At 67.8% G+C, this 22,160-nt stretch carries 19 protein-coding genes; 11 read left to right on the top strand and 8 right to left on the bottom strand.

The annotated features are described in order from the left end of the window. Positions 1-63: 63 nt before the first annotated feature. The 7 genes from ADK57_RS25135 (at position 64) to ADK57_RS25105 (ending at position 6,273) form a co-directional block, all read left to right on the top strand. Complete coding sequence (locus ADK57_RS25135; RefSeq protein ID WP_053751822.1) at positions 64-1,032, top strand: nucleoside-diphosphate kinase; 969 nt, start codon at positions 64-66, stop codon at positions 1,030-1,032. 13 nt (positions 1,033-1,045) lie between these two features. Next, positions 1,046-2,203 (top strand): sedoheptulose 7-phosphate cyclase, encoded by a 1,158-nt coding sequence (locus tag ADK57_RS25130; protein WP_053751821.1) that lies wholly within the window; start codon positions 1,046-1,048, stop codon positions 2,201-2,203. Beyond that, entirely contained in the window at positions 2,200-3,222 is a 1,023-nt protein-coding gene (locus ADK57_RS25125; protein ID WP_159050137.1) for an ROK family protein, read from the top strand. Before ADK57_RS25130 ends, ADK57_RS25125 begins: the two co-directional genes overlap by 4 nt. Further along, on the top strand, positions 3,215-4,423 hold the full coding sequence (locus ADK57_RS25120; protein WP_053751819.1) for a hypothetical protein: 1,209 nt from the start codon (positions 3,215-3,217) through the stop codon (positions 4,421-4,423). The genes ADK57_RS25125 and ADK57_RS25120 overlap by 8 nt, the downstream gene beginning before the upstream one ends. Further along, positions 4,416-4,772 (top strand): cupin domain-containing protein, encoded by a 357-nt coding sequence (locus tag ADK57_RS25115; protein WP_053751818.1) that lies wholly within the window; start codon positions 4,416-4,418, stop codon positions 4,770-4,772. Before ADK57_RS25120 ends, ADK57_RS25115 begins: the two co-directional genes overlap by 8 nt. An 83-nt stretch (positions 4,773-4,855) precedes the next feature. Next, a complete protein-coding gene (locus tag ADK57_RS25110; protein ID WP_234390411.1) occupies positions 4,856-5,335 on the top strand; it encodes an NUDIX domain-containing protein in 480 nt (159 codons plus the stop codon). 2 nt (positions 5,336-5,337) lie between these two features. Next, entirely contained in the window at positions 5,338-6,273 is a 936-nt protein-coding gene (locus ADK57_RS25105; RefSeq protein ID WP_053751816.1) for an aldo/keto reductase, read from the top strand. Positions 6,274-6,675: 402 nt separating this feature from the next. Here ADK57_RS25105 and ADK57_RS25100 read toward each other — a convergent pair whose 3' ends face one another. The 6 genes from ADK57_RS25100 to ADK57_RS25075 all read right to left on the bottom strand — a co-directional run bounded on the left by ADK57_RS25100 (position 6,676) and on the right by ADK57_RS25075 (position 14,922). Next, positions 6,676-7,476, bottom strand: coding sequence for an alpha/beta fold hydrolase (locus tag ADK57_RS25100; RefSeq protein WP_053751815.1), 801 nt, complete (start codon positions 7,474-7,476; stop codon positions 6,676-6,678). A 36-nt stretch (positions 7,477-7,512) separates the two neighbouring features. Then, entirely contained in the window at positions 7,513-8,658 is a 1,146-nt protein-coding gene (locus ADK57_RS25095; protein ID WP_234390410.1) for an alginate lyase family protein, read from the bottom strand. Between the two features lie 139 nt (positions 8,659-8,797). Then, complete coding sequence (locus ADK57_RS25090; protein ID WP_053751813.1) at positions 8,798-11,728, bottom strand: hypothetical protein; 2,931 nt, start codon at positions 11,726-11,728, stop codon at positions 8,798-8,800. A 14-nt stretch (positions 11,729-11,742) separates the two neighbouring features. Beyond that, complete coding sequence (locus ADK57_RS25085) at positions 11,743-12,624, bottom strand: carbohydrate ABC transporter permease (RefSeq protein WP_053751812.1); 882 nt, start codon at positions 12,622-12,624, stop codon at positions 11,743-11,745. Then, on the bottom strand, positions 12,621-13,574 hold the full coding sequence (locus tag ADK57_RS25080; protein WP_053751811.1) for a carbohydrate ABC transporter permease: 954 nt from the start codon (positions 13,572-13,574) through the stop codon (positions 12,621-12,623). The genes ADK57_RS25085 and ADK57_RS25080 overlap by 4 nt, the downstream gene beginning before the upstream one ends. 22 nt (positions 13,575-13,596) lie before the next feature. Then, positions 13,597-14,922 carry an ABC transporter substrate-binding protein gene (locus ADK57_RS25075; RefSeq protein WP_053751810.1) on the bottom strand — a complete coding sequence of 442 codons (1,326 nt, stop codon included), beginning with the start codon at positions 14,920-14,922 and terminating at the stop codon, positions 13,597-13,599. Positions 14,923-15,269: 347 nt separating this feature from the next. Between ADK57_RS25075 and ADK57_RS25070 the strand changes: the two genes are divergently transcribed. The 4 genes from ADK57_RS25070 to ADK57_RS25055 all read left to right on the top strand — a co-directional run bounded on the left by ADK57_RS25070 (position 15,270) and on the right by ADK57_RS25055 (position 19,733). Next, entirely contained in the window at positions 15,270-16,277 is a 1,008-nt protein-coding gene (locus ADK57_RS25070; RefSeq protein WP_053751809.1) for a hydroxyacid dehydrogenase, read from the top strand. Between the two features lie 493 nt (positions 16,278-16,770). Further along, the gene (locus tag ADK57_RS25065; RefSeq protein WP_420711894.1) at positions 16,771-17,877 is read left to right on the top strand and encodes a LacI family DNA-binding transcriptional regulator; all 1,107 of its coding nucleotides are present in this window, start codon (positions 16,771-16,773) and stop codon (positions 17,875-17,877) included. A gap of 474 nt (positions 17,878-18,351) precedes the next feature. Beyond that, positions 18,352-18,729 carry a hypothetical protein gene (locus ADK57_RS25060; RefSeq protein ID WP_159050135.1) on the top strand — a complete coding sequence of 126 codons (378 nt, stop codon included), beginning with the start codon at positions 18,352-18,354 and terminating at the stop codon, positions 18,727-18,729. Positions 18,730-18,959: 230 nt separating this feature from the next. Beyond that, positions 18,960-19,733, top strand: a complete 774-nt coding sequence (locus tag ADK57_RS25055; protein ID WP_053751807.1) for a polysaccharide deacetylase family protein — start codon at positions 18,960-18,962, stop codon at positions 19,731-19,733. Between the two features lie 170 nt (positions 19,734-19,903). On the opposite strand, the gene ADK57_RS25050 is transcribed toward ADK57_RS25055, so the two are convergent. Continuing rightward, positions 19,904-21,835: a glycoside hydrolase family 97 protein gene (locus ADK57_RS25050; RefSeq protein WP_053751806.1), complete on the bottom strand. Its 1,932-nt coding sequence runs from the start codon at positions 21,833-21,835 to the stop codon at positions 19,904-19,906. Positions 21,836-21,885: 50 nt separating this feature from the next. Beyond that, positions 21,886-22,160: hypothetical protein (locus tag ADK57_RS51395; RefSeq protein WP_234390409.1), on the bottom strand; the 275-nt coding region annotated here is incomplete at its 5' end.

Genomic DNA, 22,160 nt, shown 5'->3' with positions numbered 1-22,160 from the left:
GTCGTTCCTGCCTGGGCGCCCCCTATTCGACCATCCGAAAGTCCTCTTATGCGTAGACTTGCCATGGAACCGGCCGATGCCCTGTCCAGGGTTCGAGAGAAGCTTGACCTTTTCTCCGTGGACCCCTACTACAGGGATGTCTGGGAGGACCTTCTGAATTTCACCGGCGGCAGCCCGCGGGAATCTGCAGCGCTGTTGTGGAATGCGGCCCCCCTGGTGATCCGCTCCGATGGTCTGCAGGCGGGTAACGCGGAGCTTCTCATTGCGGCGGCAGCCGACCATGGATTCCGACCGGTGGTCGCGCTCCCCTTCACCTTCACTCGTCACGTGATTCGCGAGACGTGGCGATATCAGCTCAATATCGCGCATCGGGACCGTATAGATGTGATGGACCTCCTCCTGCAGGACGAAACCGGTCTCTACGTGATGCTGGAACGGACCGATCCAGACCCAGCCCTGCCTGCCACCGTTCTGCTCAACGAGATTAAGGGTGCGACCCCACCGGAGAAGCGCCTTCCCCATCAACTGCGCTCTCTGGCCGGTCCGACCCAGCTCTCGGTCGTCACCTACATCCACGTGTCGGACGAACCAGCCGACGTGATACGGGAGATGGGGGTCTTCTTCGACCGGGAGGACCGGTTGCGCATTCTTGGTTCCTTGGGGCGTTCTCACGACGGCACAGAGGACGTGCGCAAGGTGTGCGTGGAGCTGCAAGAGCCAGGTCGCGCCGACTTCGCACTGTCAGCGGCGATCAGCAGGTTGCAGGACTTCCTGGGCGCCGCACCGGCCACAGCATCTGCCCGCCGACTCACCGAACTGGTCTCGGCGATGAAGGACGGCTCGTCGATCGACTGGAGGGAGGTGCTCGATCTGGTGCGGCAGACAGGGATCGAACTCGGCCGCGATGACGCAGTGGCGATCGCGGGCCACTTCTGTCAGGGACACCTGGACGGCGAAGCAGTGATACCCGATTCGGGCCTGGACGCCTGGCGTACGCCGGCACCGGACGAACCGTCCGCTCAAACTCGTTGAGGAGAGGAACCCAGTGACCCTTCAGGTCAATGAGCCCGTTGACGAGCGATGCGAACATCGCTGGGCCATTCCGGCCGCCCACGAGCGTTGCTACGAGGTCGTGTGGCAGCCCAACCTGCTCGAACCGCACAACTCCGTGCTCGGGGACGCACTGCGCTCCTACGGGGGAAACACGCCAGTCGTGATCATCGACAGGACAGTGGACTCCCATCATGGAGCGAAGATACGCGACTACTTCCGCTCGCAGGAAATCGCTCCCCACTATCTGGTAAGGGATCTCGACGAGTCGAAGAAAGGTCTCACCGCAGTCGAGGAACTGGCGGCGGCTCTTGACGCTCTTCCCATCCGTCGGCGCACCGACCCCCTCGTGGCGATCGGCGGAGGGGTCCTGCTCGACGTCGTGGGGTTCCTCGCGAGCATCTACCGGCGTGGCATGCCCTACATTCGGATACCGACGACCCTGGTGGGCCTGATCGACGCCGGCATCGGAGTGAAGACCGGAGTCAACGCCGGCCGCCACAAGAACCGGCTGGGTACTTACTGGGCTCCTGACCGTGCCTTCCTGCCTCCTGAGTTCCTCCCCACCCTGGATACGCGGCACATCCGAAACGGAGTCGCCGAGATCATCAAATTGGCAATCGTTCGCGACCGTGAGCTGTTCGCCCTGCTGGAGGGAACCATCACGGAGAACGGCTGCGCGGGCTTTGTCAGCCATCCTCAGCTGGAATCAGTCTGTGTAGCCGCGGTGTCCGGAATGCTCGAAGAGCTCGCTCCCAACCTCTGGGAGCACGACCTGCGTCGCCCCGTTGACTTCGGGCACACGTTCAGTCCTGCGCTTGAACTCGGTGCCGAGGATATGCTGCATGGCGAATCAGTGGCCTGCGACATGGCGCTCTGTGCGGCATTTTCCTACAACCGAGAACTGCTCAGCTGGGAAGAGTTCGAGAGAATCGTTCGCACGCTCCGGCAGTCCGGACTTCCGACGGTCCATCAGTATTTCACCGAGCCTGTGATTGCCTCCTCGCTGGCAGAGGCGATTCGTCACCGCAACGGCATGCAGCACATCCCGGTACCCCATTCCATCGGGCAGGCCGTTTTCATCGAGGACAGCACGGTCACCGAATGGATCGCGGCGAGGGACCTGTGCCTGAAGGAGGAGAGCAACCGTTGACCGGCCACTCACATCCCGTGCTGGGGATAGTTTTCGATCTCGGTGGTACATCGCTGCGTGCGGCAGCTGTCGACGCTGCCGGCGACATCGTGAGCACCACGGTGGGGGACACTCCGAGCGTGGCCGACGGGACTCCCGACGACCAGCTGATTCCCGCTCTCGTCAGCTCCATGTCGGACATGAGTAGCCGGCTCTGCGGCGATGGCAACGATGTCCGAGCGCTTTCTCTCGCTTTCCCCGGTCCTGTGCGGGCGGATGGAGTACCGCTGAACGCACCGACGGTGTGGCAGGAACAGGTCCTCGGCCCGTCCCTCCTGACCGCACTGCACAAGGCATGGAGCGGCACGGAGATATTCATCGTCAACGATGTAGCCGCTGCCGGCTATCACCTGGTCGCCCAGGGACGGCGTGACTTCCTCCTGACCACCGTCAGTTCGGGGATCGGCGCCCAGTTGTTCACCGACGCCGTGCCCGTCGGTGGCGCCTACGGCGGTGAGATCGGTCATCTCCGCCTGCCCGATGAGGAGTTCGCCGGTGTGGACTGCGAATGCGGAGGGAGCGCGCACTTGGGGGCGATCTGCTCCGGGCGAGGGACCTTGGAGATGGCGCGACGCCGGATACGACAGGACCCGCAGGCTTTCCGCACCTCATGGCTGCACGCCCAGGGGATATCGGTCGAAGGCCTGACCACCTACGACATCGTTGCCGCGTTTCATGCCGAAGACCCCTGGACGATGCGCCTGATCGATGCCACCGCCCAGCCGCTCGGCCGGATCCTGGCGACTGTTCATGCCGCTGCCGGAACCACTGATTTCCCGATCATGGGCGGGTTCGCCATGGCGTTGGGCGAGGAATACTGCCGCATTCTCGCCCGCCATGCCCGGAACCACTGCCACTGGCTCGACCAGGACTGGGACGCGATGATCGGTCTGCTGGACCATGAGCAGCCCGGGCTCGCGGGTAACGCCTGGTACCTGGCCCAGCGGTTCTCCTCGCTGAGCGGTGTCCGTCATGCCTGATATCGCTGTCATCGGAGGTGGCACGCCCTTCACGATCAACCTGATCCACGAGATGGCCCGGCAGTGGGCGGGCCTGGAGCAGTTGGACGTGCGGCTGACAGGCAGGCGCAGCCACAACACCGAGCTCGTCGCGCGGTACGCGGCCGCGGCGTGGAGCGACTGCCCTGGCTGGCAGGTGCGGGCCTCGGCTTCCTTCGAGGATGCCGTTGCCGGAGCTGACCTGATCATCCATCAAGCGCGCTTCGGCGGCCTGCAGGGAAGAGCCTCTGACGAGGAGTTCGGCGCCCAGTGGGGCGTGCCGGCTGACGAGTCTCTCGGGCCCACCGGCCTCAGGGCCGCGCTGCGCCTGCGGCGGAGCACCCTTGACCTGACCGACCGGATCGCGGCGCACAATCCCTCCGCGTGGATTGTGCCCATGACCAACCCGCTCTCGGTGACCACGCAGATCCTCGCCCGGCGTCTGGGCGACAGAGTGATCGGCATCTGCGATCTGCCGATACATGCGCTCGAATCCATCGCGACCCTCGCGGCCGTTCCGGCCCGCAATATTTCCTACGCGTACACGGGCCTGAACCACCGGGGATTCCTGTATGGGATCAACATCGGTGGCATGAGCCTGCACGGGAAGATGGCGCAGGCTCTGCGAGCGAAGCCCCTTGACTGGGTCGACGCACAGGAATTCGCTGACCTGGACGCCATGCCCATGGCATATCACAAGGTTGTCAAGGGAAATTCGTTCAGGGAATCGGGTCGCGCGCGACATCTGGCCGACATCTCGGATCGTGCGCTCCAGCAGCTGGCCGCAGCGCCGCAAGTCTTCCCGTCGGCATTGCGTGAGCGCGAGACTCCGTGGTACGAGAAGGCCGTCGTGCCGTTGACGGGCGCATTGCTGGGTTTCGGCGATTTCAAGGGCGTCCTCAACCTCCCTGGTGAGGAGATCTCGAGAGAGCGGTTGTGCGTCGTCGCCAAGGGGCGGGTCGTGCCGTATCAGAACCCCCCTGTGCCGCCGGGAGTCGCTGCCTGGACGAGCCGGTTCGGAGATCACGAGCATGCCGTTATGCATGCCGTTTTGACTCCTTCTCCGGAGTCTTTGAAGGCCTGCCTCGAGCAGGACCCGATATGCCCCGGAAACGCCGCAGAGGCGATCGCCAAAACGCTGTGGGACGAGTTCACCGCAGAGAACGGAGAGCAAGATGCCTGAGACTGCTCAGATCCACCGGTTCGAAGAGTCACAGTGGGAGGTACGGCGTTCCTGGGGGTCTGATACCGACATATTCGGAGTCCGCTACGACCCGCTGGCAGCGGAGAGCAACATCCGGTTTGTCGACCTGGTGAAAATGCCGCCCGAATCGTACATCGGCTTGCACACGCACGCGGCCGACAGTGAGGAGATTTATGTGGTCGTCCGCGGCGAGGGTGTCATGCAATTGGACGGGAAGGAGGAGCCGGTCAGTCCTGGCGATGTGATCCGCAACGCCGCGGGGGGCACTCACGGCCTGCGGTGCGGCGCCACCGAACTGTGGCTTGTCGTCGTGGAGGTTGTCCGGTGATGAGATCCCTCAAAGCCGGTTGGACGGCGACCGAGCCGTCCGTCGAGTACGCCAATCAGTGGTTCGAAGTATGGAAGCGTCACGTGACGTTCCCGGATGGTTCGCCGGGACAGTACTACTCGGTCCATGTGCCGTTCCGGTCCGTAGGAGTGGTGGCCACCCGCGAGGACCACATTCTGCTGGTGCGCCAGTACCGGTTGATCGTCGACGAGGAGAGCTGGGCCATCCCCTCCGGTGGCATCGACCCTGAGGAGAGCCCGGAGGAGGCGGCTCTCAGAGAGCTCAGGGAGGAGACAGGACACTCCGCGGGCGGCGTCACTCCCCTGTGCCGCTTCTATCCCACCTACGGGTGCAGCGATCAGGAGTTCCTCATCTTCGCCGCCCATGACGTGTCCGACAGCGGTGACGAAGCCAGCATCAACGAGGTGCAGGAGGTCCGCTGGTTCTCGAAGACCGACGTCCTCGCCATGATGCACGACGGCGTCATCGTCGACGGCCTGAGTCTGCCGGGCCTTTGGAAGGTGCTCGGGCCCCCGTCTCGCGACGCGGTGAGGACTGTCTGAGAATGGTTCGTATAGGCACCTCTGATCTCGATGTCTTTGCCCTGGCTCTCGGTGGCAACGTCTTCGGCTGGACAGCGGACCGGGAGTCCTCCTTCGCCGTACTCGATGCCTACGTCGAGGCGGGCGGCGACTTCATCGACACCGCGGATTGTTACTCCGCCTGGATGCCGGGCAACTCCGGCGGCGAGTCGGAGACCATCATCGGGCAGTGGCTGAGGTCTCGTGGCCATCGAAGCCGTCTCGTCATCGCGACCAAAGTGGGCGCGCACCCCAAGTTCAAGGGGCTCTCTCCCCAGGGCATCAGGGGAGCGATAGAGCAGTCGCTGCGGCGCCTCCAGACCGACTACATCGACCTCTACTACACCCATTTCGACCAGCCGGAGATACCGGTGGAAGAATTCCTCGGGGTCCTGGACGAGCTGATCCGCGAGGGCAAGGTGCGGCATATCGGCGCATCCAACATCTCCGTTGAACGGCTCGCGGAGGCGCTGAAGGCCTCGGAGCGCGACGGGCTGGCGAAGTACGTCGTGCTTCAACAGCACTACAACCTCATGGAACGCGGCCTGTACGAAGGTCCGTTGGCCGCCGTTGTCGCCGCGCACGGGCTGTCGTCCGCTCCGTACTATGCCCTGGCCTCAGGCTTTCTGACCGGCAAGTACCGGCCGGGAACGCCGCTGGACGGACCGCGCGCGCAGGAAGTGGCCCCCTACCTGGAGGCGCCTCGGGGCGCGCGGGTACTGGCAGTACTCGACAGAGTGGCGCAGGCACACGGAACCGATGCCGGAGCGGTGGCGCTCGCCTGGCTCGCGGCACAGCCCACGGTCGCGACCCCCATCGCGAGCGCCCGCAGCGTGTCACAGCTCTCCGGCCTGCTCGCCTTCACCGGTCTCATTCTCGACGAATCGGAACTGCGGCTGCTGTCCGCTGCGTCTGCCTGAGCCGGCGCTGTGATCCGCGCCGTTCAGCGGGGTGACGTCGGGTCGGGCCACGAGGACTTCGTCCGGGCGCTCGCGCAGGAGCGGGGTGTGAGGGCGGCAACGGGTCGTTCGGTCAGTTCCTGGCTGTCGTTGAAGTCGGCTGAACGGATGGTGCGGACGTCGAGTCGGCGGCCGAAGGTGAACGTGCGGGCGCCACCGTCGATGTGGCCCGACGGTCGCTGTGCCCCAAAGGGGCAGTCGGGGCCGTACCACTGGAGCGCCTGGCCGGGACCAGCGTGCGCGGCTCGCCACCTCTGGTGGAGCGGGCTCCACCTCCGGTCGGGGAGTGCGCTCCCTCGTGGCGACGGGCTGGTGGCGGGATCGTTTGCCGTGACGGAGGCCGCAGCGGCGACGGGCGGCACGTCACGTCGTCGGCCGGTCCGCCACGACAGTCGTCTCCGCCCACTCGGTCACCAGCCGGATCGCCCGATCGACGTGCTCCTCGTGCAGGTAGTGCCCGGAGTCCGGCCAGTACTCCACGCGGGAGCCCGGCACATGCAGTGTGTCGCGTTCCCAGGTCGCCGCTTCCTGCGAGGTCCACACCGTGAGCGCTGGTCGGGTGCGTCGGCGGAGGTACTCCTGGCTGTGGGGACGGATACCGACCGCGCCCGGGTCGGTGTACATGCCGGCGTACGCCTGGGCGATGACGTGGTCGGGCGTACCCAGCATGGTGCGGACATGGGCGGTGCGCAGGCCCGGTGGGGCGTCCGGGGCGAAGGCCCCGGCCACGAACTCGGCGGCCTCGCGGGCCCCGCGTTCCCGGTACGCGGCGAGCCGCGCCGGGATCCCGTCCACCTCTGCGCCGTGCGCGCCGTGGGCGGGGTCGAGGGCGACCACCGAGCGGACGAGAGTGGGATGGCGTACGGCCAGCAGATTCACCACCTGCCCGCCCATGGAGTGCCCCACGGCGACCACCGGACCGGTTGTCGAGAAGGTCAGGAGAGCCGCGAGGTCGTCTGCCATCTCCACCGGCGTGTTGCCCTCGCCCGGCACCGGGGAGCGGCCGTGCCCGCGCAGATCCGGTACGACGATCCGGAACCTCCCGGCCAGCTCCTCCGCGTGGGGTGACCACTCCCTGCCGTCCCCGCCCCAGCCGTGCACCAGAAGCAGCGTGGGGGCACTCGGCGGGCCGAGGTCGGTGTGGAAGAGCGAGACGCGGTCCATCAGACGCTCTCCTCCTGGTAGATCGCGTACGCGAAGTCAGAGGGTGAACAGCAGGGTGCCGAAGCCGGGATGGTCACACTGGGTCCCGTCGCCCTCCGGCCGCAGTCGGCCCGCCACCTGCGCGGTGTACGGGGCGGACTTGCCGGCACGTTTCACGTAGTGGTTGTACGCGATCTCGTAGATGTTCCGGAACGAGCCGCGGGCAGAGAGACTGGGCCACTTCGTGCTGCACCGCCCGAACGTGGCGTCGTACGGGACGGTGTTTCCGAGGTTGTACTTCGCCGTGTACTCGTACCCGGACAGCAGCAGGGAGTCGGACGCCCCGAACATGTCGAGGCCCTGCACCCACCCGGCCTGGCAGATCTCCGCCAGTGAGCCGAGGATCAGCTGGGTGTGCGCCTGGTCGCGGCCGGACTCACAGCACTGACCGGAGCCGGACCGGATCAGCTTGGTCAGCCCGCAGCAGGTGTGCGTCATGAAGGCGTTGTACGCGTCGTCGAACCGGGCGAGGTCGTTGCAGGCCACGGCGATCTGCATCATGCCCTTGAGGCCCATCAGGCCATAGCCGCCGTCGCCGTAGATGTTGATGAGCGGGACGAAGATGTTCTTGAACATCGCGACGGTGGCGGCGAGTTCGGACATCGACCAGCTGCCCGACGGGCCGGTGTAGTGCATGATCTCGACGGCGGTGGCCAGTTTGGCGCCGTAGATCCCGGCGGCCAGTTCGGCGTCCTTGCCGTTGATTTCCTCCAGCGCGTTGGTCCAGGACTTGATGATCTGCAGGGCCTTGGTGGCGTGGGCGGTGTCGCGGGTGATGTACCACATGACGGCGTTCTGGTACGCGGCGTTGCAGTCCCGCCAGAGCTCTGTGTTGCCGGGGTCCCCGGCGGGGTCGCGGGTGACCGTGGCCCGGCCGCCCGCCATGACGTACGAGGAGCTGGAGAAGGGGTCGGCCTTGAAGACGTTGTAGCCGCTCAGCCAGGGTTCGGCGCCTGCCGCGACCTTGGAGCGCATCCGGTCGAGGTCGGCGCGGCTGTGCAGCACGCCGGGGTGGGTCAGGGCGGTCAGGCCCGAGGTGACGGCGCCCGCCTGGTTCGCTCCGTACAGCGAGGCGGCACCTGCGAGACCGGCACCGACCGCCGTGATCTGGAGGAAGCGGCGCCGGGGATGACTGTTCGTCATGGGGTTCCCTTCACTCGACATTGAGTGCGGAAGTGGGGGGATGAGGATGGGGATGGGGGGCGGGGCGATGGAGGGAGGGGGTGGGGGTGCGTGGCCGGTCCGGTGCGGTCCCCCGTGCCGCACCGGACCGCTGGCCGGATCAGCCCCGGTACAGCACGAGCGTGCTGCGCGGGCCGAGCTTCGGCCGGTCCCCGGCGCCGACCGTCTTGCCGGTGGCGAGGTCGCGGGCCGGGCCGAACTTCTGACGGGCGGGCAGGGTGACCGTCTTGTCGGTGCTGGTGTTCATGGCGATGAGGTAGTCGCCGTACTCGCACAGGTAGAAGGGCGCGCGGCCGACGAGCATGGTCTCGACGCCGTCGAAGTGGACGCCGAGGGTGGGGTCGGGGATGTCGTCCGGGACGGGGGCCAGGTGGTAGACGTCGCCTTCCAGGGCCTGGTGGAGGGTGTCTCCGGGCGGCGGGAAGCCGCCCGGAGGGATGTGCCCGGCCCCGGGGTCGTTGATGGCGTAGTCCCACAGAACCCAGTCGCGGGCCGTGAAGGTCTTGTCGGTGGTGCCCGCGGAGCGCTCTCGGACGGTGGCCGAGCGCTGGTCGACCGGGGTGACGTGGTGGATGCGGGCGTAGTTGTTCACGCCCTGACGGGAGCGGAAGTAGAGCGAGGCGAAGAACAGTTCCGTGCCGTTCTTGACGGCGACGCAGCCGTTCTCCTCGTCGGTGAGGACGAAGTCGGGCTGGTCCCAGCCGGTCGGGATGCGGCCGGGCCGGGCGGCCAGGGACTGGAACTCGGGCCAGTCGTGGGAGAGGAACCGCAGGGCGTTCAGGCCGACTCGTGTCCAGGCGTGGCCGGCCTGGAGGTGGAGCTGCGGGTAGAGCTGGCCGTCGGCGACCATCTCCTGGGTCCAGCCGACGATCTCCGGGTCCTTGAACACGACGGCGGCCATGAGGGGGTTGGAGTCCCAGGCGGTGCGGGAGGCGTAGGCGGTCTCGCCGGGGTACACCTCGTTGCGCCAGCCGATGACGGTCTCGATGCGCGAGATCCGGTGGTGGTCCTTGTCGACGTCGATGACACGGAACCTGCCGCGTGCCTTGGTCATCTCGATCATGTGCCCCCGCAGTTCGGGGGCATCCTGTCCCTGGTATCCGCGCGTGACCGACTCGTACATCATGACCAGCCAGTCGATGACCTCGCCGTAGCTGCCCACGTAGCCGAGTTCGCGGGTCAGGCCCGCCTTGGTGACCTGGTGGTAGCTGTCACCGAGGGGCTTGGTCGGCTCGCCGTTCTTGTCCTCCGGGCCGAGGTAGGGGACCATCCCGATCGACTGGTACAGGTAGTCGCGGGCCTTGTCCTCGGGGAGAGCCAGGTCCGGGGCGAGGAGCTTCAGGCCGCGGTTGGTCTGGTAGAGGCCGATGGCGCAGATCTGGGCCTGGTTGCTGTAGTGCGGGAAGTGCCGGCGCCAGTAGTCGCGGCTGGACTTGAGCATGTCGACGTAGGCGTCCTTGCGCACCGGCGGCACGGGGGTGGTCGTGTCGGCGGGCGGCACGAGGGTGACGTCGTCGAACCATGCGGTGCCGGGGCCGGACAGACGCAGGTGCATCTCCATCTGGGTGGCGCCGGTCGGGGTGTCGAAGACGAACTCGACGTATTCCCAGTCGTGGGTTCCCTTGCTCGCGTACACCTTGTGGTCGCTGCCGACCAGCTTGCCGCTCGCGTCGAAGAACAACGGGTCGATGTGGGCGCCGGCACCGGTGACACCGTCGGCCTTGATCCAAGCGCCGTACTTGTACGTGCCTTGACCGATACGGGTTCGGGGCGCGGAGTAGACGTAGCTGTAGCCGCTCGCGGTGGTGACCTGAAGCTTGAGGGACGCGGAGCCGGAGCGGGAGACGGTGGTGTCGCGGACCCAGGTGCCGCCGCCGGCGGTGGCCCAGCCGGGCATCTGCCAGGCGGTGGGGGTTTCGGCGCCCGATTCGAAGCCGGGGTTGGTGATGGCGTACGGAGAGCCGGTGACGCGTTCGTCCAGCCGGTCGCCGAGGTGCTCCCACAGCAGGGCCAGGACCAGGCCGACCCGGCCGAAGCCCTGCCACTGCTGGTCGGAGCCGGTCAGGACGGTGGAGTCGGCCTTCCAGGCCAGGTAGCGGCCGTCGATCGCCTGGAGCACGCGGTCGATCGCCTCCGGCTTGCCGTACGCCGGACTGCCCGACCACAGCCAGCCCTCGGCGAGCGACTGCATGGCCCAGCCGTCCAGGGTGGCCGGGTTGGCAGTGGTGAGGAGGTTCTTCTGGTCCTTCTGCACCCGCGCCGCGATGGCGTCCAGGATCTCTTCGCCGCCGGTGCGCGCCGTCGGCGTGGGCGCGGGGCCCTGGACCTCGCCCTTGGGGGGCACGAAGTAGGGGTCGGTGTGGGTGTAGAGGCGGTAGATGCCGCGCGACGGCGCGGTCATGGTGCGGTAGAGCTGGGAGGCGTTCTGGCCGTAGGACCAGATACGGCCCATCGAGCGGATCTCCAGCGTCACCTTGTCCTTGCCGGCGGTCATCTTCTCCGGCAGCGGCAGCGTGTGGAAGAAGAAGCGGCCCGGGGTGCGCGGCGCGGTGTCGAGGATGTCGAGGCTGTCGACGGCGCCCTGGTCCTGGTAGCCGACCTGCTTGCCCTCGCAGAACAGCTGGAGCCGCCACATGTTGGTGCCGGCGGCGGCCTCGTCGGAGGTGTCGTCGTGGTCGTCGCCCCAGAGGCGGACCGTGACATAGGTGGTGCCGGTCGGGCAGACGGCCACGTCGAACTTCAGCGTGCCGCCCCAATAGGACGCGGGGCTGGTCGGGTTGAGGACACGGGCGCTCTGGCCGAGGCCGCCGGTGACCGTGTCGGAGAGGGTGGCCGTGAGCTGGTGCGCGGACTCGGAGTCCGTGTCCCCGAAGACGACTATGTCCAGTGGGGCGGGCTCACGCCGTCCGGGAGCGACGTCGGAGGTCGCGGCAGCGGCCGGCGGGGCGGTCGGCAGACCGAGTACGGCCACGGCCGCACCGGCCGTTCCGGCGTACTTCAACACCTCACGACGTCTGGGGGAGTTGGGCATGGCGGGTCGGTCCTTTACTTGAGGCTGCCCATGAGGATTCCGCTGCGCCAGTACTTCTGGAGCGCGAACATGAACACGGCCAGCGGGATGATCGACAGCAGCGATCCGCTGAGGACGAGGGTGTTCATGTCGCGGGAGGTCTGCGCCTGCTGGACCCAGGAGAAGAGGCCGAGGGTCACGGGGAAGCTGCGCTCACCGTTGAGCATGAACAGCGGGAGGAAGAAGTTGTTCCAGATGTTGACGAAATCGAGCATGAAGATGGTGATGCCGCCGGTGCGCATCAGCCGCAGTGCGACCGAGAAGAAGATCCGGGTCTCGCTCGCCCCGTCGATGCGGGCGGCCTCCATCAGCTCGGTGGGCACCGAGGTGTCGGCGTAGACCTTGCCGAGGTAGACCCCGAACGGGTTGATGAAGTACGGAATCAGCACCGCCCAGACGGTGTTCGTCAGCCCGATCTCCGCGAAGACCAGGTACAGCGGGAAGGCCAGCAGCGTGCTCGGCAGCAGCGAGGCACCGACGATGACGCCGAACAGGGCGCCCCGGCCCTTGAACTCGTACTTCGCCAGCCCGTAGCCGGCGGCGAGGGAGACCAGGGTCGACCCCGCCGCGCCGACGGTGGAGTAGAAGACGGAGTTGAGGAGCCAGCGCCCGAAGACGCCGTCGTGGTATTCCCAGATCGCCTGGAAGTTGTCGGCCAGGTGGTTGGAGGAGAACCACAGGCCGAACGTGGAGTACAGATCCGTCTGGTTCTTGGTCGACGCGACCAGCAGGAACCAGGTGGGGGCGAGCGAGTAGAGCAGGAAGACGATCAGCAGGCCGGTGGTCAGCGCCACCGCGCGGCGGGTCGGTCGTGCTCCACCGCCGAGGGCGGCCGCGGCGTTCGTGGCGCTGCTCATGACATCTTCCTGTTCGTGACCCGGTAGAAGACGAAGGCGAGAACGCCGGTGACGAGGGCAAGGACCAGCGACTCGGCGGCCGCGTACTGGTAGTCGCCGGTCTTGAACGCCCGGTCGAAGATCTCCAGCATCGGCGTGAAGTCCGTACTGATGGACTCCGGCGCCACATACCGCAGGAACAGCGGCTCGGTGAACAGCTGGAGCCTGCCGATCAGGGAGAACATGCCGGTCAGCACGAGGATGCCGGTGATGTTCGGCACCTTGATCGACCAGGCGATCCGCCATTCCTTCGCCCCGTCGAGGCGGGCCGCCTCGTACAGCTCACGGGGCAGGGCCTGCAGCGAGGCGGAGATCAGGATCATGTTGAAGCCGATGCCCTGCCAGGTGAGCAGGTTGCCCAGCGAGAGGTAGGTGTTCAGGCCGCCGAAGAAGGTGACGCTCGTGCCGGCCCGGTCCGCGATGTCGACGATCGGGCTGGCGGTCGGGCTGTAGAGGAACAGCCAGATCAGCGTCGAGACCACGCCCGGGATGACGTACGGGATGAGCAGTCCGGCGCGGAAGAAGCGCACCGCGCGGGCCGCGATGCCGTCGAGCAGCAGGGCCAGCAGCAGGGAGATGCCCAGCATCACCGTGATCTGCGCGGCTCCGAAGAGAAGGGTGCGCAGCATGCCGGCCCAGAAGGTGCCGTCCGCGAGGATCGCCGAGAAGTTGACGAAGCCCGCGAAGACGACCTTGGTCGGGCCGAAGCCGATGCCGCTGCTCCGCTTCTCGTGCAGGCTCTGGTTGAGGGCGTAGCCGATCGGGACGACGTAGGTGAGGAGGAAGCCGATCAGGAAGGGCAGCATGAACAGCAGGCCCTTGTAGGCTCCCCGTCTCCCGGCCCGGCGGGGGGAGGTCCGCCGGGCCGGGGAGTCGGTGGCGGCCTTCGCCGGCCGCGTGAGGGTGGACAAGGCAGTCTCCAGATCAGGTGGATCAGCCGGCCGCGACGGCCTTGACGCCCTTGCTCTTCAGGTCGGCGAGCACCCAGTCCTGCAGATGCGTCAGCATCTCCTTCACGGTGAGCTCCTTCTTCATGACCTTGCCCCACTGCTTCTGCATCTCGGAGTACATGGCCGCGTAGTTCGGTCCGTACTGCCACTGGTCACCGACCCGGGAGGCTGCCGTGGTGATCACCTGGGCGCTGTCGGACTTCCCGTTGAACATCTCGGTCGGGATGATCTTGTCGACGTACGGGGAGACGTCCTTGACCGCCGGGAAGAGCCCCGACTTGGACGCGGGGTCGGTGAGCGCGGTCAGCGACTCCTTGCTGCTGGACAGCCAGGCGGCGAACTGGGCGGCCCGGTCCGGGTGGTTGCAGCCCTTCAGTACGGCGGTCACGTCGAAGTTGCTGGAGGTCTGCGGCTTGGCCGGGTCGAACACGGGTGAGTCCGCGAGCTGCCACTTGCCCTTGGACTTGGGGAAGTTGGTGTCGTAGATCGGCAACTGCCAGGTGGACGTGGTCATCGCGATCGTGTGGCCGAGGTCCCAGGTCTTGAAGACGCCCGGGTCGGCATAGGAGGCGTTGGAGGCAAGGTCGTTGTCGACCAACTGCTGCACGACATCGGCGGCCTTGAGCGCCTCGGGCGAGGTGAAGCCGATCTCCCAGTGATCACCGGCGATCTTGTACCACTGCGCGCCCGCCTCCCAGGACAGGTCGACAAGGGTGCTCGGGTCCTCGCCGGCCATGTTGTAGATCTTGACGTCCTTGTCCTGCTTCTGCACCGCCTTGCCCGCGTCGATCAGGTCCTGCCAGGTCTTCGGCGCCTTGATCCCGTACTTCTGGAACAGGTCCGCGCGGTAGGCGGTGAACAACGGGGAGGAGCCGGTGGGGATGCCGTACGTGGCGCCGCCAGGGCTGACCGCGTTCCAGGCGGGCGTGGTGTAGCGGGACTTGTAGGGGACGGCGACCTGGGTGATGTCCGTCAGCAGCCCGTCGGCGGCGAAGTTCGCCAGGTTCATCCCGTCCATCTTGGACAGACAGGGCGCGTTGCCGGAGGTCACCGCGGCGCGCAGCTTCTGGTAGACGGTGTCGCCGGCCGCGTTGACGTACTTGACCTGCGTCTCGGGGTGCGCCTTGTTCCAGGCGTCGACCTGGGCCTGGATGCCCTCGGTCCAGCTCCAGAACTCCAGCTTCACATCGCCCTTGGTGGTCTTGGCCGCCGAGTCGCCGTCACCACCTCCGCCGCAGGCTGCCAGGACGAGTGACAGGGAGAGGGTGGCAGCCGCACCGGCCACGGTTCTCGTACGGGTGATGCTCATCGATCCTCCGGGAAGGGCGGTACAGCGCCTGCGGCGGGAGAGGGCGCAGGCGTCTGGAGTGGGGCTGGGAGGGGGGAACGGTGACGCGTTGTGTAACCGTTTGCTATGGGACGGTAGGACCTATCGGCGGATTTCCACAAGGGGAGGGGGCTCGCATGTTTCGTCAAGCCTTCATCGATGTAACCCCACAACCCGCTCACCTGGGACTTCTTCATGCTCTCCCGATGCGGTAGAGCGAGGAAGGCTGCGCCCGCTTGGCCGCCGGCGGCATTGACCGTTCGGTCGACGGTATCTAGCGTGGAATACGATTACTACAGATGCTCCCACCCAGCCGGAGATGCCTGCCCATGCCGCAGCCGCCCCGCGCCGTGTTCGCCATGAACCCGGTGCACCTCCCCGAGCTCTTCCCGCCCCGGCTCATGACGCGGCTCCAGTCACTGGCCCGGATCGATCCCACGATGGTCGTACAGGACTTCGCCGATCCAGGCGTGGCCGAGATCCTGGCGGAGGCGGACGTGCTGATCACCGGCTGGGGCTGCCCGCCCGTCGACACCGACACGCTGGCGGCCGTGCCCGGGTTGCGGGCCCTGCTGCACGCCGCGGGCAGCGTGCGCGGCTGGGTCGGCGACGTGGTCTGGGAGCGTGGGATCGCCGTCTCCAGCGCGGTCGACGCCAACGCGCTGCCGGTCGCGGAGTACACGCTCGCCGCGATCCTCTTCGCGGGCAAGGACGCGTTCGGCCTGCGGGAGCGGTTCCGGGCCGACCACAGGTTCCCGACACCCGCCGAGGGTGCCGCGGTCGGCAACCTCGGCCGCCGGGTCGGGATCATCGGCGCCTCCCGGGTCGGCCGCCGGGTCCTGGAACTGCTGCGGCCCTTCGACTTCACGGTCGCTCTCCACGACCCCTATGTCGACGACGCCGAGGCCGCGGCGTTGGGCGCCGTACCCCTGCCGCTGGACGAGTTGCTGCGGACCAGCGACATCGTCAGCCTGCACGCGCCCGACACCCCCGAGACCTACCGTTTGCTCGACCGCCGCCGCCTCGCGCTGATCCCCGACGGAGCGGTCTTCATCAACACCTCGCGAGGTGCGCTTGTCGAACCTGGGGCGCTCCAGGACGAGTTGGCCGGCGGGCGGATCGGCGCGGTGCTCGACGTGACGGAACCGGAGCCGCTGCCCGCGGACTCACCGCTGTACGGGCTGCCGAACGTCTTCCTCACCCCGCACATCGCGGGCTCGCTCGGCAACGAACTGGAGCGACTCGGGCGCACCGTCGTGGACGAACTGGCGCTGCTGTGCGCGGGAGCTCCGCTCGCACACGCCGTACGCCGGACCGACCTCGTCAACAGCGCCTGACCGAGCAGAGCAGCAGCGCCACCACATGCGGACGACGACCTTGCGGTTTCGACGCAGGCATGCGGACGGGACACGAAGCCGCTCGGCGCCGCCCGCCACTCTTCACCTGGCCCCGCCCCGGCGACGAACGTCATGGCCGGCCTGGTCGTGGGCCAGGGGCGGCGGCGGCCCGATGCCGCGTGATCAGTGCGGGACAGCGCTCCCGCCGAAGGCCTTCAGGCATCCAGGGCAGGGGGAGGGTCACCACGTCCGGCGCGCCGTCGCGGCGCCACACGGAGAGCAGAGTCGAGCCGTCCTCCAGGGTCAGCGCGAGAGCGATCCAGCCGTCGCGCCGGCCGGGCTGGCCGGGCAGGCCGGGCAGGCCGAGGGGCCGGCGTGGGCGGGCGGTGGGCAGGAGGTGCCGGCACGCGCCAGAAAACGTTTACTACCGATGGAGAGTGCTTACCGGATCGGCGGGCTCGCAAGGCGGAGGCCATGCAGTAACGTCGGGGCTGTGACGGACGAGGAAGAAGGCGCGCACGGCGGCCCGGGTGCCAAGAAGTCGAAGCGGAAGGAAAGCGCGGCCGACCGGCCGAGCACGATCCGCGATGTCGCCGCGAAGGCCGGTGTCTCCGTAGCAACCGTTTCCCGGACGCTGGCGGGCAACTACCCGGTGTCCGCAGAAACCAGGGCGCGGGTCATGACCGCCGTCGACTCCCTCCACTACGTCGTGAACGTCCACGCCAAAGCCCTCTCCGGACGCGTCGCCGGGCCCATCGCCCTCGTCATCAAGGACATCACCGGCCCGTCCCTCGCCCACGTGGCCGCCGGAGTGGAAGAGGAGGCCGGCAGCCGGGGACGCCTGAGTCTGGTCTGTTCCACCAAGGGCGACACGAAGCGGGAGGACGACCTCGTCCAGCTCATGCGGGAACAGCACGCGGCGGCGGTCATCCTCGTCGGTGGCGCGGTGCCGGACGATGCCTACCACCGCCGGATGGCCGGCTACGCAAAGGCGCTGGACTCCGCCGGCTCCCGGCTGGTGCTGTGCGGTCGGCCACCCCTGCCGAAAGGCGTCCCGGCGACGGTCGTGGACTACGACAACCGCGGCGGTGCCTTCCAGGCCACGGCACACCTGCTCACCTCCGGACACCGGCGCGTCCTCTTCCTCGGCGGCGCCCCCGGCTTCAGCAGCGCGGACGAGCGCCGCCTGGGTTACCAGGACGCCTTGCGCGCCCACAGCACGCCCCACGACGAGGGACTGGACACCTCCGGGGAGTACACCCGGAAGTCGGGCTACCTGCGCACGCGGGAGGCGTTGCGTGCGGGAGCAGAGTTCACGGCGGTCTTCGCGGGGTCCGACATGGTCGCCCTGGGGGCGCTGGCCGCCCTGCGCGAGGCCGGCCTGCACGTCCCGCGCGATGTCTCCCTGGTCGGCTTCGACGACGTTCCCTTTGCCCCCGACCTCACCCCGGCCCTCACCACGGTCCGCGTACCGTACGAGGAACTGGGCCGCACCGCCGTACGCCTCGCCCTGGAGCGCGAGGTGGGGTTCACGTCCGACGACCACGTCGTGTTGAGCACTCAGCTCGTGATCCGGGATTCGGTGCGTAGGGCAAGGTGAGAGTGGTCCTCGTGGGCGGTCACGGTGAGGCCCGTACGCAGCACCGCTGGGTCGGCGCCGATCACCCGGGGGCCGTCCTTCCGGTACCGGTGCGGTGCATGGCCCCGTTCGGAGGGGGCGGCAACCGTCCTCCTCACATGGACGCCGTGCCCGGCCTGGCTCGAAGCATCACGTGCTGACCGAGGCGCACGGCAGTCCGCAGACTGTCCGTTGGGGAGAGGTGCGGACCTCGATCGGTCCGTGTGCGGCAAGGTTCGGCGTGGGCAGCGGCGGCGGCGCCAGGGTGTCGACCGGGCTCGGCCCCATCCACGCCTCGGGTTCCCTCGGCGCCGGCCGACCGTCGGACCACCACTCGCCGCACGGGAGCGGGCACCGCAGGAGGCGGAGCGCGATGCGGCAATCGCCCAGTTGCGAGAACTGAGGCGGCAGACGACCAGCGTCCATCCGCAGTCATTCCCCGCCGCACATCCGCCCGTGATCCCGGACGCTCCCGGGTCGGGACTGCCCCGGGCGCTCGCCGCGGCCCAGGCGTTCCACTTCCAGGGGGTGCGACGGCCGGCCCGGGGCGAGCGGGCGGCGGCCAAAGGACGGGCGGAGCAGGACGCTCCCGCGTATCCGGCGGCGGAGACGGCGCGACTCAACGAGGTACGACAGCAGTTGGCAGCCGAGGCCGAGCAGTGGTGGCAGGCCCTGGAATCCAACGACGAGGACACCGTCTGCGAGGCAGTGAACACCGAGGATGCGACCGGCGCCCGAGTGGCCAACGCCGTGGGAAACCTCTCGAACGGCCCCCGCGCGAGCGGTGTCCAACTCGTCGGCCTCACCGGCGTGAGCGGCACTCGACTCGGCTGAGGGACGTCGGCTCCGGCGGATCACCGTGGTGGGCGCGCCGGCGCCGGGGGAGGCGGGATCGGTCCGAGCGGCCGGTTCCGCCCGCGCTGGTCCCTCAGTTGTCCGGGAACTACTCCGGGATTGTCCTTGATCGGTAACGGACGCATCCTGTGGCCGCCGCTCCTCGTCCTGCCAGGTGGTCGCGAGGTGACCAGGGAATCGGCGAGGAACTGCGTGAAAGCGGGGCGGACATGGCACGGCACGGCGGCGGGCGGGGCTGGTACGGCAAGGTGCTCGGCGCGGCGCTCGGGGTGACGTTGCTCGCCGTCGGTGCCTCGATGTGGACCGCGCAGGCCGATGCCGCGGGCGGCTCGTCACCGAAGGCGACCGCGTCGGCCACGCCGGGCAGTGACGTCAAGCCGGTCGCGGTGACCATCGCGCACGCCTCGGACAAGGGGGCGCGCGGCGTCAACATCACCGTCGACGACGGCCCCGACCCGGTGTGGACCCCTCAAGTGCTCGACGTGCTGCGGGAGTACGGGGTGAAGGCCACGTTCTGCATGGTGGGGACGCAGGCGCAGGCCCACCCGGACCTCGTGAAGAAGGTGGTCGCGGCCGGGCACCGGCTGTGCGACCACTCGGTGTCGCACGACACCACCATGGACAAGAAGTCCCAGGCCTATCAGTCGCAGCAGATACTCGACGCCGAACGCATGATCACCGAGGCGTCCGGGGGCGTACGACCGATGTACTACCGGGCGCCCGGCGGGGCCTTCACCCCGTACAGCCGCACGCTCGCCGCCTCCCGCGGCATGCGCCCGCTGGGCTGGAACGTGGACACCAAGGACTTCGAGCGACCGGGCACGGACGCCATCGTCGCCACCGTCGAGCGGGAGCTGCCCAGCGGGCCGACGCTCCTCTTCCACGACGCGGGAGGCGACCGCTCCCAGACCGTCGAGGCCCTGCGCCGGATCCTCCCCCGGCTCAAGGAGCAGGGCTACTCCTTCGGCTTCCCGGTGCGCTGAGCCAGGCCCGGGTCGATCCCGGCGTTCAAAGGGACGAGCCGCACCGTGGCGAGGTCCACAAGGCCCAGGTCAACGACCTGGGCCTTGTTGTTGCGCGTGGCGCGTGGCGTTCGGTTGTCGCCGGCACGGCCGATTCGCCGCCGGTGGCTCGGCGGCCGCTTCCCGCGGAGTCAGCTCACCGGCGTGAGGATCACCGCCTGTCCGCCCGCGCTGGTCATGGTCACGTTGAGAGTGGTGGCGGAGGTGACCGTCCGGGTGCTGACGACGGTGGGGGTCGCGTGCGGGGTGCTGCCTGCCGTGCCGTCGGCGTAGATCGTGGCCGTGTAGGACGTGCCGCTGTCGAGGAAGGCCAGCGGGATCGACACCGTGCGCGCGTTCTCGTTGTTCATCGCGCCGAGGAACCATGTGCTGCCGCTACGGCGGGCCACGGCGACGTACTCGCCGAGGGACGCCGCGACCGTGGTGCTCTCGTCCCAGGTGGTGGGGATGGCGTCGAACCAGGCCAGGCCCGGCCAGTTGGCGGCGGTGGCATAGGCGGAGGGCTTGGAGTACCAGTAGAGGAAGTTCAGCGGCTGGTAGTAGACGGCGGCCATCGCCATCTGGTGGTTGTTGGTGGTCAGGTCGCGCGACTGGCCGTAGCAGATGGTGTAGTCCATCGGGCCGCCGACGTTGCGGGCGAAGGGCAGGAGGATGTTGTTGGTGGCGGTCGGGAACTGCTCGTTGCCCCGGACGCCCTCCAGGCTGATCCAATTGGGGTAGGTGCGCTCGTAGCCCCAGGAGCGGACGTCGTCGTGCATGTCGATCAGCAGCTCGTACTTGGCGGCGGCTTTGGCCCAGGTGATGATCTGGTTGGTCATGGCCTGGGTGCCGTCGTTGATGAAGCCCAGTTTGATGCCGGCCACGCCCCAGCTCTTGTAGCGGGCGAACAAGGTGTCCGGGTCCGTCAGGGCGATGCGGTTGACGTAGAGGAAGACACCGACGCCGTTGGCCGTGGCGTAGTCGATCACGGAGGGCAGGTCGATGGCGGATATCGCGACGGTGGCGTCGGTCGTGGTGAACTCCGGGCCGTACCAGCCGGCGTCGTACTCGATGTAGTCCAGGTTGCGTGCGACGGCGAAGTCCACGCCCTCGGTACCGGCGGCGGTGGTCAGTTCGCAGCGGAACACCTTGCCCGGCTTGATCCAGGAGGTGTCCGGCAGGGCGCAGGCCGGGGCCAGGTTGAGCAGGAGCTCGGCGTTGTCGATCAGGTCGCCGGCCTCGTCGCCGAGCACCAGTACGCGCCACGGTGTGGTGAACGGCGTGGTGACGGTCGAGGTGTTCTGCGTCGTGCCGGAGGAGCGGGCGGACTTCTTCATCAGGTACGTCTTGAGCGTGTTGTCGGCGCCCGTGACCGAACTGACCATCGACCGCGGGTAGTTCACCCGGGAGGACTCGCAGACGGTGGCATACGGCCCGCTGCCCAGGGTGACCAGCAGCGGCAGGTCGCTGAGGTTGCCGTTGTCGGTGCTGGAGGTGCCGGTGTACGGAATGGACTCCGGCGCTGTCGCGCTGTAGGCGGCCTCGTCCCGAGCGCTGTAGATCGTGGTGTTGTCGGGGAAGACCCAGGTGGTCAGCTCGTCGGAGATGGTGGCGCTGCCGGTGTCGAGCAGGACGTAGCGCAGGGCGACGCCGGTGTCGTAGGCGCGCAGCTGGACGGAGAAGTTGACGCCGCTGGTGCCGTCCCGGAGGTTCCAGCGCATCTCCTGGTAGTGGTCGCGGACGGTCGCGTTGCGGCCGAAGACCGGGGTCCAGGTGCTGTCCTTGGTCCAGTGCTGATAGTTGGTCACCGACACGTTGCCGGTACCCAGCCGGGTGCCGTCGCTCAACTCCAGTCCCAGTACCGAGGGGTTGAGGACAGTCGTGCCGCCGCGCTTCACCGACCACTGGAGCACCCCGCCGACCAGGGACATCGTGATCCTGTTCGCGCCGTCCGGTGATGTCGCCGTGATCGACGAGTCCGCCGCCTGGGCCACGGACACGTTGCCGAGGCTCAGGACCGCACCCCCCGCGGTGACCGCCGCCCCCTTGAGGAGCCCTCGTCGGGACAGCCCGGAAGTTTCCATGGTGTGTTCACCTCTCCTGGCCGCTGCCGGCAGCCGATGACGTCCGGGTATTACTGTCCAAACAAAACCAACCAGTAACGAACTCTGGCGACTTGCAGGGGTTGTTCTACTCGCCGATCTTCCGGCTGGTCAACGGGTCCACGTAAAAGATTCATGTGACTGGTCGTCAACTGTGCGGCTCGTCGCCCCGCCTGTCCGTCCGGATCAGTCAAAAAGAAACAGAAACCAACGCCGATGTCTTGACAGAGCTTCTGGCGACAGTTGTCATTAACCCGCCATACGGCGGACATATACGCCCCCGTCAGCCGGTCACGGACCCGGCCCC

The sequence above is a fragment of the Streptomyces sp. MMG1533 genome (assembly GCF_001279775.1).
GTDB lineage: Bacteria > Actinomycetota > Actinomycetes > Streptomycetales > Streptomycetaceae > Streptomyces.
The sequence above is the reverse complement of the archived record's forward strand: the minus strand, read 5'-3'. Positions and strand labels throughout refer to the sequence as shown.

Excerpts from the sequence above, each read along its gene's own strand:
- ADK57_RS25055 (WP_053751807.1), top strand. The coding sequence starts at position 18,960 with ATGGCACGGCACGGCGGCGGGCGGGGCTGGTACGGCAAGGTGCTCGGC.
- ADK57_RS25095 (WP_234390410.1), bottom strand. The coding sequence starts at position 8,658 with ATGACGAACAGTCATCCCCGGCGCCGCTTCCTCCAGATCACGGCGGTC.
- ADK57_RS25090 (WP_053751813.1), bottom strand. The coding sequence starts at position 11,728 with ATGCCCAACTCCCCCAGACGTCGTGAGGTGTTGAAGTACGCCGGAACG.
- ADK57_RS25050 (WP_053751806.1), bottom strand. The coding sequence starts at position 21,835 with ATGGAAACTTCCGGGCTGTCCCGACGAGGGCTCCTCAAGGGGGCGGCG.
- ADK57_RS25085 (WP_053751812.1), bottom strand. The coding sequence starts at position 12,624 with ATGAGCAGCGCCACGAACGCCGCGGCCGCCCTCGGCGGTGGAGCACGA.
- ADK57_RS25135 (WP_053751822.1), top strand. The coding sequence starts at position 64 with ATGGAACCGGCCGATGCCCTGTCCAGGGTTCGAGAGAAGCTTGACCTT.
- ADK57_RS25070 (WP_053751809.1), top strand. The coding sequence starts at position 15,270 with ATGCCGCAGCCGCCCCGCGCCGTGTTCGCCATGAACCCGGTGCACCTC.
- ADK57_RS25100 (WP_053751815.1), bottom strand. The coding sequence starts at position 7,476 with ATGGACCGCGTCTCGCTCTTCCACACCGACCTCGGCCCGCCGAGTGCC.
- ADK57_RS25120 (WP_053751819.1), top strand. The coding sequence starts at position 3,215 with ATGCCTGATATCGCTGTCATCGGAGGTGGCACGCCCTTCACGATCAAC.
- ADK57_RS25075 (WP_053751810.1), bottom strand. The coding sequence starts at position 14,922 with ATGAGCATCACCCGTACGAGAACCGTGGCCGGTGCGGCTGCCACCCTC.
- ADK57_RS25105 (WP_053751816.1), top strand. The coding sequence starts at position 5,338 with ATGGTTCGTATAGGCACCTCTGATCTCGATGTCTTTGCCCTGGCTCTC.
- ADK57_RS25115 (WP_053751818.1), top strand. The coding sequence starts at position 4,416 with ATGCCTGAGACTGCTCAGATCCACCGGTTCGAAGAGTCACAGTGGGAG.